The following is a 14,641-nucleotide window of genomic DNA, read 5'->3' as shown; positions in this document are numbered from 1 at the left end:
TTCAATGCGCGACTATCAATGTTTCAGCATTGATTTTTCTACATCGGCGAGAATGGCCAGTGCCGCCAGCGGGCCGCCGGGGCTAGTCCACAGCGCACCATCGACCGCCCGCATGTGGTTCTTTTTCACCGCGTTCAATTGGCGAAAGGCGGGGCTGATGCTAGCGGCTTTGAGCGCATTATTGGCCTGTCCGCTGCTATTGAGCGTACCGACAAACAGCCAGTCGGCATCGATCAGGGCCAGTGCCTCCAAACTCAAAGGGGCCGAATGCGCGGCACCCGGCTGCTGTTGCGCAACCGGACGTCGCAACTTGAGGTCGGCCAGCACCATACTGGCGAACGCATCTTTCAACATATAGGCTGGACCTTGCGGATTCCAACGCACCACGCTCACGGTGGCATTGGCTTGTACGCCTAGTCGTTCCCGCAGCGCAGCAGCGCGACGTTGGTAATCGGTCAGGAAAGACTCGGCCGCAGCCGGTTGCACGACGATGCTGGCAACGCGGCGGAATGCACTCTGCCAATGTTCACCCGGTTTGTAAGTGACCACGGTGGGGGCGATTTTATTGAGTTGGTCCAGCAGTTCCCTGCTGGATATTCCACCCGCCAGGATCAGATCGGGTTGCAGCATGATGACCAGGTCCAGCACCGGGCTGGCGAAGTTGCCGACGCTGGGAATGGCGGTAGCGGCAGCGCCGAGATAAGCCGGAACCGCAGTCTGGCCGCGCCCTCTGCTGGCGCCAATCGGTTTGATTTTGAGCGCCAGCAGCGCGTCCAGATCCAGTTCGGACAGGGCCAGCACGCGCTGCGGCTTGGCCGGCAGCGCCACCGTTCTGCCGGCGGCATCGACCATCTGACGCTCGGCGCCATTGGCCACGCCAATCAAGCCAGCCAGCAAGGCCAGTACTGCAAATAAGGTGCTGCGGGTAAAGGAGAAGGAGAATCCGGAGAATCCAATTTTCATTGCGGGCTTTCTTGATTGTCTGTGCTGTTGTCTAGTTCGAATTCATCCATGATGCGGTGCCGTTCGGCGTGGTAAGCCTCTTCGTCGTGTGCATCTTTCCAGTAGGGCACCGCGTACAGCGCTTGGCGCGGCAGTCCGCGCTCGGCGAGCAGATATTCGCGCAGTGCGACCACTTGGCTGCTCTCGCCGGCCAGCGTGACCGACACTGCGCCGGCTGGCCATGTCAGTTGGCGCACCGCATCGAGCAGCAAGCGGCTGTCGCCGGCACGGACGCCGTCGCGCACCAGCCAGCGCAGGCTGACGCCGGCCGGATGGCGCAGCGGCTGGATTTCTGTACTGTCCGGCACTTCGATCAACGCATGGCCGCGGGCATTGTCCGGCAGCGCAGCAAGCACCGCCGCCAGCACCGCGAACGCACTCGGATCACCCAGCAGCAGGTAGTGATCGGCGCCCGGCTGGAAGCGGGCCGGACCTGCCGGGCCGGCCACGCCGATGGCGTCGCCCGGCGCGGCCTGCAGCGCCCAGCGCGAGGCCGGGCCGTCGTCGCCGTGCAGCACGAAATCGATATCGAGTTCGCCGGCCTGCGCATCGTAATGGCCGACCGTGTAGGTGCGTGAGATCGGCCGCAGATCGGCCGCTGGCCAGACCGGGCCATCCGGCCCCAGCGTCGGCAGCACCGGTTCACGCTGGCCCGGGCGCGGCAGCAGCAGCTTGATATGCGCGCCGTCGCTGTCGGGTGGAAAACCGGCCAGCGCCGCGCCGGCAAGAGTGATGCGGCGCATCTGCGGCGTCAGTTGCCGGGTGCGTCGCACCCGCAACAGGCGCGGCGGCGTGCGCGTTGGAGAAGATGATGTCATGAGAAAACCTTTGCAAATTGGATGCGTCAGCGTGTTTTATCGTTAAAGCATACTGACATTGGTATTAAATTTATGTCGCGCAATACATGCAGCATATGTATGGTTTTTATTCATACCCCATCTATTAACGCAAGCCGCTGGGCCAACACGCGGCCGATGTGTGCCAGAGGTGCCGGCCGGCTCATGGATCCATGGGTGCTGTCGATCTCGATGCGTTCCATGCGGCCTTCGACATAGGGTGCCCAGCCTTGCCAGTCGGGCGCGTCGGCGGCACGTTGGTGCGCATGAAAGAACAGCAGATCGCCATCGAAAGGCAGATGGCGCAGGCCGCGGTAAATCCGCATCGTGTGCAAAGCCATCGCAGTCAGGCGCGCCAGATGCGCGTCGTCGGAGCCGGCCAGCGTGCTGCCGGGCTGCCTGAAACGGGCCAGCAGGGCAGCACGCGACAAGGGCCGGCCGTCTGCATCCAGCGCCGAAGCGCCGATCACGTCGAGCAGCGCCAGCAGCGCATCGCGCTCCTGCGGTTCCGGCTTGCCGTGCCAAATATCGCTCGGATAGGAATCCATCATCGCCAGCAGCGACACGGTTTCGCTGTCGGCCCGCAGTTGCACCGCCAGCGCATGCGCCACGCCGCCGCCCGCCGACCAGCCCAGCAAGCGGTAGGGTCCGTGCGGCTGCACGCTGCGCAACAGGCCGAGATAATCTGCCACCAGCACCTCGATGTCGGCCGGTGTGGCCCCAGTCAGCCCGCGAGCCTGCAGGCCGTAGATTGGGATCTGCGGCAATTGCCTGGCCAGCCCCAGATAGCACCAGGCCAGTCCTTCGGCCGGATGAATGCAGAACAAGGCCGGGCCGGTGCCGGGCTGGATCGTCAGCAGCGGCGCAAATTCGCCGCCGGCCGCAGTCGGCGGCGGGGCGTGGCCGGCCAAGGTGCCAAGCGACTGCGCCAGCGCGGCGACGGTCGGATGGCGGAACAGCGCCGACACCGCTACCTCGCGCTGCAAGGCGATGCCGAGCCGGTTGGCGACCTGGATCGCCTGCAGCGATTTGCCGCCGAGGGCAAAAAAGTCATCGGCCGGCGTCAGACTGTCGATCCCGAGCACTTCGCGCCAGACCGCCATCACGGTCTGCTCCAACGCGGTGGCAGCGCTGTCTGCGCGTTGGTCCACGGTGCTGTGGCGCTCGCGCAGCGCTGCCCGGTCGATCTTGCCGTTGCTGTTGCGCGGCAGCCGCGACTCGGCGATATAGCACGCCGGCACCGCTACCGCCGCCAGACGCTCGGCCAGAAAAGTGCGCAAGGCAGCAGGGGATGGCGCTTCACCCTCGGCGACGATAAAGGCAGCCAGTCGTTTACCGCCGCTGGCGAGCGACTGCGCCACCACGGCAGCCTCGCGCATGCCCGGATATTGCAGCAGCGCGGCCTCGATCTCGAGCGGGTCGATGCGGTGGCCGCTGAGTTTGAATTCATCATCGAGCCGGCCCAGATAGCGCAACGCACCATCGGCTCCGAGCAGTACCCGGTCGCCGGTGCGATACGCGCGCGGGCGCTCCGGCAGCGCATCCAGTTGTATGAAGCGCTGCGCAGTCAGCGGCGCGCGCTCCAGATAGCCGCGCGCCAGTCCGTTCCCGATCAGACACAATTCGCCAGTTTCGCCGACTGCCACCGGACGCAAGCCAGCATCTACTACTGCGATGTCGACTCCGGCCAGCGGTACGCCAATCGGCACCGCGTCGCCTTCCCAGCAAATCGCGTCGGGGCCGGCCAGTTCGGCCGTGGTGCAAATCACTGTGGCCTCGGTCGGGCCGTAGGTATTGAGCAGCACCACCCGCGCCGGCACGCTTGCGCGCCAGCGCGCCACCCGTTCGGCTAGCGCCGCTTCGCCGCCGATGATGACCAGCCGCACGCTATCCGGCAGCACGGCCTGATCGCTCCCGATGCAGAACGCCAGCTCGTGCCAGAACGCGGTCGGCAGATCGAGCACGCTGATGGCAAGCCGTCCGCATGCATCCAGAAAGCGCGGCAGCGATTCCAGCATCGCTTCGTTGCGCAGCACCAGCGTGGCGCCGGCGCACAGCGGCAGAAATATTTCCTCGACGCTGGCATCGAAATGCAGCGGCGCAAACTGCAGCACGCGGTCGCTTGCAGTGATGCGGTAGCGCCCGGTGGCCCCGGCCACGAAATGCGCCAGCGCATCGCGGCCTATCATCACGCCGTTCGGACGGCCGGTCGAGCCGGAGGTATAGATCACGTAGGCCAGCGCATCGGCTGCGGCCGGGATCGGGTTGGCCAAGGTTGGTAACACTTCAATTTCGGCATCGTCCAGACACAACACAGGCGCAGTGCCGGTGGCCAAGTGCGCATGGGCGCGCAAGCTCAGTACCAGCGTCGGCGCGGCGTCGGCCAGCACTGCGGCGATGCGTAGTGCCGGGCCGTCGGGGGCGAGCGGCACGTAGCCGCCGCCAGCCCACAGGGTGGCCAGCAGCGCCACCACGGTGTGCGGCGCGCGCGGCAGCAGCAATACCACACGGCTATCTTCCGCCACGCCGTGCGCGCATAAACGCGCCGCCAGGGTTTGCACCGCGTTCAGCAGCGCAGCGTAGCTCAGGCAGACGCCATCCTGTTCCAGCGCGATGCGCTCGGGCGTGGCCTTGGCATGTCGCAGCAGCGCGACCAGTATTGGCTCAGGCGCAGATGGCAACGGCCCGCCGAACAACAGCGCCGGTGTGGCAAACGCTGCGGGTGCCGCCGGTGCCGCCGAAGCGTAGCGGCCCAGCACCTCGGCCAACGGCCGCTCCGGCATGCTGATTAACGCATCGAGCGCGGTCAGCAGCGCCGCATGATGGGTCGCGAGTGTGGCGTCGTCGTAAGCATCCGGATTGACTTCAAAATCCAGCCGAACGCCGTTGCTGCGGGGCGCGATATTGATCACCAAATCTTCGACCGGGCCGGCCGAGATCGAATGCGAGACCGCAGCCAGCGCGCCGAACTTGAGCGGCCGGTCAAACGGCATCAGATTGATCACCGGCCCGAACAATCTCTTGTTGCCACCGACAATGCCAAGTTCGTGCTTGAGCTGTTCGTAGCGATAGCGCTGATGCGGCCGCAATGCGCGCAACTCAGCGGCGACCAGGCGCGCCAGATCGGTCAAGCTGCCCTCGATATCTATCTTCAAGCGCAAGGGCACGATATTCATCACCATGCAGGGCACGGCGAGCGCCACCGAACCGAGACGACCCATGACCGGCAGCCCCAGCGTGAGTTCGGGCGCGCCGCTGGTGCGCTGCAGCCAGGCGGCGATGGCGGCAATCAGCCACGCCGTCCAATCGACGCCGGCGGTGTCGGCTGCCGCCTGCCAGCGGCTCAGAGTTTCGGGAGCCAGGCTGCCGCGCTGGCGGCGCACGCCATGCGCGACCGGCATCGGCGCTGCCAGCATCATCGGCGGCGCGGCATCCTGCAGCCGCGCACACCAGAAATCACGGTCGCGCGCGCAAGCGGCAGACGCTTGATACGCGCGATCTTCCGCTATCACCGGGGCCAGCGCAGCAGCGCGCGCCACTGGCGGCAGGGTGCCTGCCAGCCGCGCCGAATACAGGTCGGCCACGCGCTGGGTCAGCAAGGTATAGCCGAAACCGTCGAGTGCGACGTGGTGGACCCGCAAATACCATAGCGTGCGGGCCGGGGCCAGTTGCAGCAGCGCGCTGGCAAACAGCGGCCCGGTAGCCAGGTCGGCTATTTGCAGCAGATCGGCCTGCATCCAGGCTTGCGCCGCTCCCAGCGGCGACTCTGCGCCGCTCAGGTCGCGCCGTGCCAGCGTCCAGTCGCTGCGCGGTTCCGGCGTCTGCCAGACGGTTTGGCCGTCGCTGGCATAGCGCTGGTGCAGGGCGTCGCACTCGCCCGCCGCCTGACGCAGCGCGGCTTCGAAGGCGACGGCGTCCAGTGCGCCGTTCAGTTCGACCGCTTCGGCAGTCCAGTAAGCCGGGCTGCCTGGATCAAGTTGCTGGCCGAGCCAGATACCGTATTGGGCTGCTGATAGCGGTAGCTGTTCGGCCGGATTTTCGGCGGGGAGGGTGGTCATTCAGTTCTGTTCCTGGCGCGTGGACAGCAGACTCCACCAGCCGGCCAGGGTAGGGCGCTCGGCCAGTTCGACGAAGGTGATGTTCGCGCCGGCCCGACGCCAGCGCTCAAGCAAGGTCATCAGCCGGATCGAATCGAGCCCGGCGTATAGCAGGTTGTCGTCGCCCAGCAGATCGGAGGCCGGTATTTGCAGCAGCGCCGCGACTTCCGCGTGTAGCGCTGCCAAGCTAACTGGCAACTTAGCTGGCAACTTGGCAGCCGGCCGCAGCGCATCGACCACGCGCTGGGCGCTGCTGGCTACGCCACAACACTGGGCCACGTAATCGAGCGCCATCGTGTGCTGATCGGCGGAGAAGTCAGCCAGCGCATCGCCGACCAGGAAGGGTTGTATATCGTGCATGAAGGCATCGGCCGAAGTCATCAGGCAGCCGATATGCGCGTACACGCCGCACACGATCAACTGATCGCGTCCTTGTTGCTGCATGCGCTCTAGCAAATCGCTGCGCACGAACGCGCTGTAGCGCCACTTGGTCAACACCGTGTCGTGCGGGCGCGGGGCAAGCGCCGCGACCACCGCCGCGCGCTCCGGCTGCGCGGTCAGTCCAGGCCCCCACCATGGCTGCAGCAGACCACGTTGTTCCGGCGACTGTTGCGCCGGCTGTGCGGTATACACGACCGGCACGCCGGCAACGTCGCAGGCGGCGCGCAATTGGCCGATGTGCGCCAGCAGGGTCGGAATCGGCGCGGCTTTGACATCGTAAAAGTCGAGGAAATACTCTTGCATGTCGTGGATCAGCAGAACCGCACGGGCCGGATCGGGCGCCCAGTCCACACGGTTTTGCGGCATGGCCGCTGCGGCGGGCATTGGGTAGGGTGCGATTTTTGGAATGCTCATGATAAAAACTTTGTCGAGTTGAAGGGTCGGACAGAGGGTCAGACAGAAGGTCAGACAGGATTGGCTAGTTGCTGCGCAATGCGCTCGCGCAGCAGGCGTTTGTCGACCTTGCCAATCCCGGTCTTGGGAAAGCGATCGATGAATTCGATCCGGTCCGGAATCTTGTACTGGGCCAGGCCGCGCTCGCGCAGGAAACGGGTCAGCTCAAGCGCCCTTGGCACTGCACCGCGCGCGATGACAAAAGCGCAGCTGCGCTCGCCCAGGTAGGCGTCCGGCATCGCCACCAGTGCAGCATCGTGGACAGCCGGATGGGCCAGTAAATGGTTTTCGATCTCTTCGGCCGCCACCTTGTCGCCGCCGCGATTAATCTGGTCCTTGGCGCGGCCCTCGACCACCAAGTGGCCGGATGGCAGACTTAACACCAAGTCGCCGGTGCGATAAAAACCATCGGTGGTGAAGGCGCGCGCGTTGTGGGCATCGGCCCGGTAGTAGCCGCGTATCGTGTAAGGGCCGCGAGTTTGCAGGTGGCCGACAGTGCCGGGTGCCACCGCACGATCTTCGTCATCGACCACACGCACTTCGTCGGCGGGCGAGATCGGCCGGCCCTGGGTGCTTATGGCAAGATGTTCAGGGTCGTCGTGCCGGGTGTAATTGACCAGTCCTTCGGCCATGCCGAACACCTGTTGCAACGCGCAACCGAGTACCGGACGCACCCGCCGGGCAGCTTCCACGCTGAGTTTGGCGCCGCCAACCTGCAGCAGTTGCAGACTGCTGAGGTCGTGCCGGCCGCTGTTGGCCGCATCCAGCCAGACCATCGCCAGCGGCGGCACTAATGCGGTCAGGGTCACGCGCTCGGCTTCGATCAGCGGAAAAGCCTGGTCCGGGCTCGCTCCCCGCGCCAATACCACGCAGCCGCCGGCGTACAGCGTGCCGAAGGTGCCAGGCGAGCTTAGTGGGAAGTTGTGCGCGACCGGCAGCGCGCACAGATAGACGCTGTCTGCGTTCAGGCCGCAAATCGCGGCGCTGGCGCGCACGCTATACAGGTAGTCGTCATGGGTGCGCGGGATCAGCTTGGGCACGCCGGTGCTGCCACCGGAAAGCTGCAGGAAGGCGACATCGCCTGCATCCGGTCCGGCGAAGGTTTGTGGCGCGTTGTGCAACGCGTCATACAGCGCATCGAGCGCAGTGAATTCTTCGGCCTCGCCGGCCACAATCACGTGGTGCAGGGTCGGCACCTCGGCTTGCACCTGGCGTGCCAGTTCGCGATAATCGAAACTGCCCTCGCGGTCTGCAATGACATAGGCTGTGGCGTCGGTAAAGGCGCAAAAATAACTGATTTCGGCCCGGCGATGGGCTGGCAGCGCGAGCACTGGCACCGCGCCCAGGCGAAACAGTGCGAAGCAAACCGCAAAGAATTCAGCCACGTTCGGCAATTGCACCACCACTCGGTCGCGCGCGCCGATGCCGAGCCGGGCCAAGCCTGCGGCCAGCTGGTCACAGCGCGCATCTAGTTCACGATAGCTCCAGCGACGCACGCCGCAGACCAGCGCCAGCCGCTCCGGATGCTGCTGTGCGCGGGTGCGCAGCATGGCGCCAAAGGTTTCGCCGGTCCAGTAACCGGCGGCGCGGTAACGGGTGGCGAATTCTTCCGGCCATGGTGTGCAGCCGGGCAAATAGTCGGGGCTCATAGCGCCTGTTCCAGCACCGACTCCATATCCATCGCGCCGAGCATGGTGCGCAGTTTGGCCGAGGTTTCCAGCAACTCAAGCGCCGGTTCGGAGCCGGCGACGATGCCGGCCCCCGCATACAGCGTTGCGCTCTGTTCGCCGACTTCGGCGCAGCGCAGCGTCACAGCCCACTCGCCGTCGCCGCCGGCATCGCACCAGCCGACCAGTCCGGCGAAGAAGCTGCGGTCGAAGCCTTCCACTTCTGCAATGAAATCGCGCGCGCTTGCAGTCGGATGACCGCACACCGCTGGAGTAGGGTGCAGCGCTAAGGCGAGTACCAGCGAGGTCGTCGCCGGATCGGCCAGTTCGCCGTGTATTTCTGTGCCCAGATGCCACATGGTCGGCGTCGCCAGCAATGTCGGCGCTGTGGGGACGTCCAGCTTGCGGCAGAATGGCCGCAACGTGGCAGCCACCGCATCGACCACGAGCGCGTGTTCGTGCAGATCCTTGACTGAACGCAGCAAGCCTTGAGCGCGGCGCTGGTCTTCAGCCGCATCTGCGCTGCGCGGAATCGAACCCGCCAGTGGATGCGACACGACTTCCCGACCGGTGCGCGCCAGCAGCAGCTCCGGACTGGCGCCGATCAGGGTGCGCCGTTCATTTGGCGCATCGGCCAGATCGATCGCAAAGGTATAACCAAGCAGATTGCGCCCGGCCAGGCAGCGCAGCAGCGCAGCAAGATCAATCCGGGCATCCAGCGTCAGCGAACGCGACAGCACCACTTTTTCTAAAGCTGTTTCACGGATACGCGTCAGCGCACGGCTCACATTGCTGCGATAGGTATCTGGCGTGGGTTGCATGTGTATGGCGTTCGGCAATTGCATGCTGGCTTGTTTCGAGCCACCATGGACTGCCACGGGCTGGCCATCCACGCCCAGCCCAGCGCTAAGTCGTTGCGGGATGAACAGGCGTGCCGGCCCATCCTGCCGGAACGGTATCGCACCGATCAGCACGTCACCTTCTGTCCCGACCTCCTTGAGCAGCGCCGACGCTGTTGCCGCCAGTTTTGTGTTTGCGCAGTGCGGCACCACGGTCTTGATCCCGCTCGCCAGCAGGGTGCGTCTGGGTGACGCAAAAAACGTCGCGCCCGCCTGATATTGCCGCAGCAAATCGGTCGCCCGAGGTTGTGCGAAAAGTGAATTGTGGAGTCTGTCGTTCATGAATAAGTCCTCGCGATAAGGTATTGCACTTGCCGGATCAAGCTTGGTGAATTAGGCACCTCCAAAAAAAAATGGCGATATCCAGCGGCCCAGAAGTGCGTGCAATTAAGCAAACGTACCGCACTATAAATCAAAATGAGAATTATTCGCAATAGCAAATCTAAATAATAATAAGATTGATTCTTATTTACATATAATGCTAGGATGTCATCTATCAACTCACCCGCTTTTCTTGCTTGACGTGTGCGTTTGAACCCTTATCGACGCAGGCGCCATGAATAAATATTGATAGCAAAGCTGCGCCAGGAAACCCATGCATAAGCCACTTCAGACCCGCACGATCTTCTTGATTGCCGCGTTGCAGTTCGTCTATATCCTCGATTTCATCATGTTGCTACCGCTCGGTCCAGACGTCGCGCAGGCTTTAGATTTTTCGGCCGACCGGCTGGGCTGGCTGTCGGCCGCCTATACCTTGGCTGCGGTGCTGTCCGGGCTGGTCTCGGTTCGGCTGCTGGATCGTTTCGACCGCAAGCGAGTCTTGTTGTGTGCCTTCGGCGCGGTCGGATTGGCCACGCTGGCTGCGACTTTCGCCACGGACCTCTGGACGCTGATGCTGGCCCGCGCGCTCACCGGCCTGTGCGGCGGTCCGGCGATCGCTGTTGGGATGGCGATCGTCGTCGATACCACACCGGTGGAGCAGCGAGGACGCGCGCTGGCCAAAGTCATGCTCGGATTCTCGCTGGCCGCCATCGCCGGCGTACCGCTGGCGCTTGAACTTGCCAGCCTAGGCGGGTGGCGGACTCCGTTTTATGCGCTCGCAGCGCTGGCCGCCATGGTGTGGTTGGCAGCAGCCAAACTGCTGCCAACCTTGCGCGCGCATCTTGGGCAGACGCTTGTGGTCACGCCGCGCAGCCTGCTGGCGCAGCCAGCGGTGCGCGCAGCTTGTCTGGTACAGGCGCTCAGCCAGTTCTCGGCTTTTTTGCTGATTCCGCATTTTTCGGCATATTTTTTGCTCAACCTCGGATTTCCACGCGAGCGGCTAGGCATGTTGTATTTTGCCGGTGGCTTGGTGGCGCTGTTGACGGTACAAATGCTGGCAAGGCTGGTCGATCGTGTCGGCCCGTTTCCCGCCGTGGTACTCGCTACCCTAGGCTTTGGCGTGGGCTTAACACCGTTCTTGAATCCAAGTAGTCTGTCGCCGGGTTTACCACTGATATTGACTTTTGTGCTGTTCATGGCCGGCAATGCGGGACGCAACGTCAGCCTGGCAATCGCCACTAGCCAAGTGCCCGCAGCACATGAACGCGCTGGATTTATGGCGTTACAGAATATGGTGCAGGATTTGGCAATTGCCCTGGCGGCGCTGGTAACCAGTCTGATGCTGGGTCAGGCGCAGGACGGTCGGCTGACCGGAATGCCTGCGATAGCGTTATTGGCGACAGCAATCGCGATCGCCGTGCTTTGGGCATTGCCGCGTCTGTCCAGGACGGCGGCAGCGCTGGTACCAGAGTGAGCCTGGAAACGGCAATGCTTATACTTCGAAAGGTTCGGTCTGCCCAGGCTTACGCAGCATCTTGTTGACTTCGTCTTGATGTGCGATTTCCTCTGAAATCATGTTGCGAGCGTATTCCTCAAGCCGAACGTCCTTATCCTTAACCAGGGAAAGCAGTGCATAGTAGGACTTTAGCGCCTCGCCTTCGTGCTTAAGGGATTCGCGCAGAATGTCGCCGATATCATGCTTGTGAGATTCGAGCAACGGGCCGATACCCAGCGACGGATGGCCACCCATCCAAGTCACCAGTTCGCCTGCCAGGCGGGCATGCAGCAGCCCTTCATCAGCGTTCTTTTGTAGCCAATCAACGATCGGGATGCGGTTATAGCCATACACCATCAGTGCGTAATGGGTGTAGCGCACCACGCCGGCGAGTTCCAGTTCCATGATGCGATTGAGGGTTTTCAGTACTTCATCTTGTTTCATGGGGTTCTCCTGGCGTGCGTAAGTAGACTTGTAAATGTATCAAAGAAGACAAATTTCAGGACACACAATTTCCGGAGCAACACTGCATTTTTTGATTTCACGCAATCCCAATCCATTTTAAAACCGGGTTCAGCGAACACGCAAAATGCCTTGTCGGATTACCCAATACGACAATGACAGAAAGAATTTTTATGCGTCATTGCAATCGTGTGGACAAAGGATAAATTTATCTTTAATTGAGAATGATTCTCATTTATAATTAGCCTGAACTGTCCTTTTTTGAATCTGGAGCCCGTCCGTGATGCACAAAATAAGTCCCGTCCCGTGCCAGCAATTACTGGTAGCAACCAGCGCTGTCGGCTATGTCACCACTTGTCCCGACTGCGGGATCGTGCATCTGAGTTTGCCCTCTTTAACGCTGCGCTTTGAAATGCAGGTATTTCGTGAACTGGCGCGCATGTTAGGCGTTGCCCAGCAACAGCTCGAAACAGACCCTGCCCTGCATGGCGCCGAATTGATGTCTGCCATGCCGCAGGTCGTGCGACATTAAAAAGAGGGGCAGGCAATGTGCAAACACAATACAGAAGCCGTCACAGGTATCGCCATGCATGCCGATACCGTAGCGTTGCAGCCGTTAACGATGGGATCGCGCCGGCGTCGACTTTGGGAATTGCCCATCCATGCGTTCTGCCCTGTGGTGGGAGTATGTTTGCCCATCAGCGCATTGCGCCGCCTGGTTGACAAGGCCCTAGGCGAGCAGGTCCAGGCAGACGATTATGCGTTGCATTGTTGTGTGATCGCCGAATGCAAATCCCGCACACCGATAGCAGAACGATTGCAGCGCGAGTTAGATCGTCGCTATGCATATTCTCAGCGCCTTGCCTCACAAGCAAAAACTACGGATGCTCTCGGTCAGTGGTGGTCAAGCTGCCAACAGGGCAATGAGATTGCTGGTGCGCTTTGGGCTACGCTGACGCATCCGTGCTGCGATGTGGCGCTGGAGGAGCGGGTATTAAGCAATATTCACATGTTGCAGCATCAGGTCGGTGCCGCGCATCGGGCCGATGCACAGAGATTTGCGGGGAACTGATTGAGGAGAACGGGGTGCTGACGCGCGAACTCGGGGAGCGCAGTACCCGCGTCATCACGGAGAAGAGCGCTCATATTGAAGCGTTGTGTATTCATTGAGAAACCGAGTGCGAGCAGTCTGGCGCGTTGCCTCAAATACATTGAGCAATCCATAGCGGTGAACAGTGAGATGACCGCCGGTACGGTAGGCGAAGTCGACAAAGTGCATATTTGATTTAAAAATGGAATAACAGCACTGAAAAGAGCAGGCACTATGAACAGTAATGAATTGAGAAAAACCGGGCTCAAAACCACCTTGCCCAGGTTAAAGGTGCTGGAGGTGATCCGCGCTAGCGAATCGCGGCATCTGAGTGCCGATGACGTGTATCAACTCCTGGTAGAACAAGGTTTCGATGTCGGCCTCGCTACTGTCTATCGCGTGTTGTCGCAACTGGAGATGGTTGGAATTCTCTCGCGCAATATCTTCGATTCAGGCAAGGCGATCTTTGAGCTCAACGAGGGTGGTCACCACGACCACCTGATCTGTTTGACTTGTGGTCGCGTGGATGAATTCCAAGACGAGGTCATCGAATCGCGCAAGCAAAAAGTGGCAACCATCAACGGCTATCAAGTGACGATGCATCGCCTTTCTTTGTATGGGATTTGCCCGCATTGCAGTGCGGTACCCATCAAAGTTGCGACTGCCTAGGAACGCAATGCGGGGGTGTACGCGCTGATAGACAGCAAAAAACGATGTCGCTGAACAAGGGAGGAGTTCTCGATCCCGTCTTGCCTACGCAAGCCGTGCCTACGATTACGCGTCGCGGCCTTGACGAGACTTCTTCCCGTATAGACGAAAAAGCGCCACCGCTGCTGTCGCGCGACGGGACCAGCAGCGGCAGCGGCAGCGCCGCCGCCATCGAGCAAGCGATTGCGCCGAAAGGCGGCATCCATGTGGTGCAGTCGGTTGCCGATCTGCCGCCACCAGCGCAGGCGCAGTTGGCCGATACGATGCGCGCCGGCACCTCCGGTTTCTTCGTCCAGAAAACGCAGGTGGTGTACCTGATCGCCGACCGTCTGCACGACGCTGCACGTGCACAGTTCGTGCTCGGGTATGAAGTGCTGGGCCACTACGGAATGCGCACGGTGTTGCAGGAAGTGCCCCTGAACCAGCAGTTATTCCTGCGCGGCTGCCTGGTCGCGTCGCAAGTGCCCGATCAGGGCTTGCTGGTCATCATGATTGCCCCACTGGTTGAAATAGACTAGGTTTTCAATCGGCAGCCGGGGTAACCATCCGGCACTTTCCAGTTCCGGTTTGGCATAAAAATGGCTGACATAGCCGACGCACAGATAAGCAATGGGTGTGATGCGCTTCGGAATTCCCAGTGCTTGCTGCAGTGCGGCCTGGTTGAAAATGCTGACCCAGCCTACACCCAGACCCTCGGCCCGGGCGGCCAGCCACAGGTTTTGTACCGCACATACGCTGCTGTACAGGTCCATGGTCTTCATTTGGGTGCGTCCGATTACCACTGGACCGGTGCGCTCGCGGTCACAGGTGATGCAGATGCCGACGGGCGACTCCAGAATCCCTTCCAGTTTCAGGGTCCGATAGACGTCGCGTTTGTCTCCCTCGAACATTTCTGCTGCTTCGGCATGGGCTATGGCAAAGGCATCATGCACCCGGCGCTTGACTTGGTCCGACTGGATTACCAGAAAATTCCAAGGCTGCATGAAGCCGACCGATGGCGCGTAGTGGGCGGCGGTCAGGACACGGCTCAGTACTTCATCGGGAACCGGCGTCGGCAAAAACTGGCCGCGCACATCGCGGCGGGAAAAAATGGCGTGATAGACCGCGTCACGTGCTTCGTCTGTAAAGGCGTGTGTATCCTGGATGGCTTGCGCCGGCATTGTTTTCATG

General features: G+C 61.8%; 13 protein-coding genes. 5 read left to right on the top strand and 8 right to left on the bottom strand.

Annotated elements, in window-relative coordinates; genetic code table 11:
* Positions 1–15: 15 nt before the first annotated feature.
* The 6 genes from FKCLFG_RS10675 to FKCLFG_RS10650 form a co-directional block, all read right to left on the bottom strand.
* Positions 16–963 (bottom strand): ABC transporter substrate-binding protein, encoded by a 948-nt coding sequence (locus tag FKCLFG_RS10675; RefSeq protein ID WP_472613070.1) that lies wholly within the window; start codon positions 961–963, stop codon positions 16–18.
* A complete protein-coding gene (locus tag FKCLFG_RS10670; RefSeq protein WP_472613069.1) occupies positions 960–1,820 on the bottom strand; it encodes a siderophore-interacting protein in 861 nt (286 codons plus the stop codon). Before FKCLFG_RS10670 ends, FKCLFG_RS10675 begins: the two co-directional genes overlap by 4 nt.
* 110 nt (positions 1,821–1,930) lie before the next feature.
* Entirely contained in the window at positions 1,931–5,896 is a 3,966-nt protein-coding gene (locus FKCLFG_RS10665; protein WP_472613068.1) for an amino acid adenylation domain-containing protein, read from the bottom strand.
* The gene (locus tag FKCLFG_RS10660; protein WP_472613067.1) at positions 5,897–6,790 is read right to left on the bottom strand and encodes an isochorismatase family protein; all 894 of its coding nucleotides are present in this window, start codon (positions 6,788–6,790) and stop codon (positions 5,897–5,899) included.
* A 50-nt stretch (positions 6,791–6,840) separates the two neighbouring features.
* A complete protein-coding gene (locus FKCLFG_RS10655; RefSeq protein WP_472613066.1) occupies positions 6,841–8,478 on the bottom strand; it encodes a (2,3-dihydroxybenzoyl)adenylate synthase in 1,638 nt (545 codons plus the stop codon).
* A complete protein-coding gene (locus FKCLFG_RS10650) occupies positions 8,475–9,677 on the bottom strand; it encodes an isochorismate synthase (protein ID WP_472613065.1) in 1,203 nt (400 codons plus the stop codon). Before FKCLFG_RS10650 ends, FKCLFG_RS10655 begins: the two co-directional genes overlap by 4 nt.
* Before the next feature lie 313 nt (positions 9,678–9,990).
* Between FKCLFG_RS10650 and FKCLFG_RS10645 the strand changes: the two genes are divergently transcribed.
* Positions 9,991–11,190, top strand: coding sequence for an MFS transporter (locus tag FKCLFG_RS10645; protein ID WP_472613064.1), 1,200 nt, complete (start codon positions 9,991–9,993; stop codon positions 11,188–11,190).
* Between the two features lie 18 nt (positions 11,191–11,208).
* On the opposite strand, the gene FKCLFG_RS10640 is transcribed toward FKCLFG_RS10645, so the two are convergent.
* On the bottom strand, positions 11,209–11,655 hold the full coding sequence (locus tag FKCLFG_RS10640) for a ferritin-like domain-containing protein (RefSeq protein ID WP_472613063.1): 447 nt from the start codon (positions 11,653–11,655) through the stop codon (positions 11,209–11,211).
* A 298-nt stretch (positions 11,656–11,953) separates the two neighbouring features.
* Here FKCLFG_RS10640 and FKCLFG_RS10635 point away from each other — a divergent pair, with 298 nt between their 5' ends.
* The 4 genes from FKCLFG_RS10635 (at position 11,954) to FKCLFG_RS10620 (ending at position 13,989) form a co-directional block, all read left to right on the top strand.
* Positions 11,954–12,205 carry a hypothetical protein gene (locus tag FKCLFG_RS10635; RefSeq protein ID WP_472613062.1) on the top strand — a complete coding sequence of 84 codons (252 nt, stop codon included), beginning with the start codon at positions 11,954–11,956 and terminating at the stop codon, positions 12,203–12,205.
* Between the two features lie 15 nt (positions 12,206–12,220).
* Entirely contained in the window at positions 12,221–12,745 is a 525-nt protein-coding gene (locus tag FKCLFG_RS10630; RefSeq protein ID WP_472613061.1) for a hypothetical protein, read from the top strand.
* A 252-nt stretch (positions 12,746–12,997) separates the two neighbouring features.
* The gene (gene fur, locus FKCLFG_RS10625; RefSeq protein ID WP_472613060.1) at positions 12,998–13,432 is read left to right on the top strand and encodes a ferric iron uptake transcriptional regulator; all 435 of its coding nucleotides are present in this window, start codon (positions 12,998–13,000) and stop codon (positions 13,430–13,432) included.
* A gap of 44 nt (positions 13,433–13,476) precedes the next feature.
* On the top strand, positions 13,477–13,989 hold the full coding sequence (locus FKCLFG_RS10620; protein ID WP_472613059.1) for a hypothetical protein: 513 nt from the start codon (positions 13,477–13,479) through the stop codon (positions 13,987–13,989).
* Here FKCLFG_RS10620 and bluB read toward each other — a convergent pair.
* Complete coding sequence (gene bluB / locus FKCLFG_RS10615; RefSeq protein ID WP_472613058.1) at positions 13,900–14,640, bottom strand: 5,6-dimethylbenzimidazole synthase; 741 nt, start codon at positions 14,638–14,640, stop codon at positions 13,900–13,902. The two genes, FKCLFG_RS10620 and bluB, sit on opposite strands and share 90 nt — an antisense overlap.
* Position 14,641: the final 1 nt, after the last annotated feature.

The sequence above is a fragment of the Gelidimonas denitrificans genome (genome assembly GCF_055694065.1).
This window is presented reverse-complemented; position numbering and strand designations above follow the sequence as displayed.

What these genes read in the sequence shown, in the direction of transcription:
- FKCLFG_RS10675 (WP_472613070.1), bottom strand. Translation starts at nt 963, where the DNA reads ATGAAAATTGGATTCTCCGGATTCTCCTTCTCCTTTACCCGCAGCACC.
- FKCLFG_RS10670 (WP_472613069.1), bottom strand. Translation starts at nt 1,820, where the DNA reads ATGACATCATCTTCTCCAACGCGCACGCCGCCGCGCCTGTTGCGGGTG.
- FKCLFG_RS10665 (WP_472613068.1), bottom strand. Translation starts at nt 5,896, where the DNA reads ATGACCACCCTCCCCGCCGAAAATCCGGCCGAACAGCTACCGCTATCA.
- FKCLFG_RS10660 (WP_472613067.1), bottom strand. Translation starts at nt 6,790, where the DNA reads ATGAGCATTCCAAAAATCGCACCCTACCCAATGCCCGCCGCAGCGGCC.
- FKCLFG_RS10655 (WP_472613066.1), bottom strand. Translation starts at nt 8,478, where the DNA reads ATGAGCCCCGACTATTTGCCCGGCTGCACACCATGGCCGGAAGAATTC.
- FKCLFG_RS10650 (WP_472613065.1), bottom strand. Translation starts at nt 9,677, where the DNA reads ATGAACGACAGACTCCACAATTCACTTTTCGCACAACCTCGGGCGACC.
- FKCLFG_RS10645 (WP_472613064.1), top strand. Translation starts at nt 9,991, where the DNA reads ATGCATAAGCCACTTCAGACCCGCACGATCTTCTTGATTGCCGCGTTG.
- FKCLFG_RS10640 (WP_472613063.1), bottom strand. Translation starts at nt 11,655, where the DNA reads ATGAAACAAGATGAAGTACTGAAAACCCTCAATCGCATCATGGAACTG.
- FKCLFG_RS10630 (WP_472613061.1), top strand. Translation starts at nt 12,221, where the DNA reads ATGTGCAAACACAATACAGAAGCCGTCACAGGTATCGCCATGCATGCC.
- fur (WP_472613060.1), top strand. Translation starts at nt 12,998, where the DNA reads ATGAACAGTAATGAATTGAGAAAAACCGGGCTCAAAACCACCTTGCCC.
- FKCLFG_RS10620 (WP_472613059.1), top strand. Translation starts at nt 13,477, where the DNA reads ATGTCGCTGAACAAGGGAGGAGTTCTCGATCCCGTCTTGCCTACGCAA.
- bluB (WP_472613058.1), bottom strand. Translation starts at nt 14,640, where the DNA reads ATGAAAACAATGCCGGCGCAAGCCATCCAGGATACACACGCCTTTACA.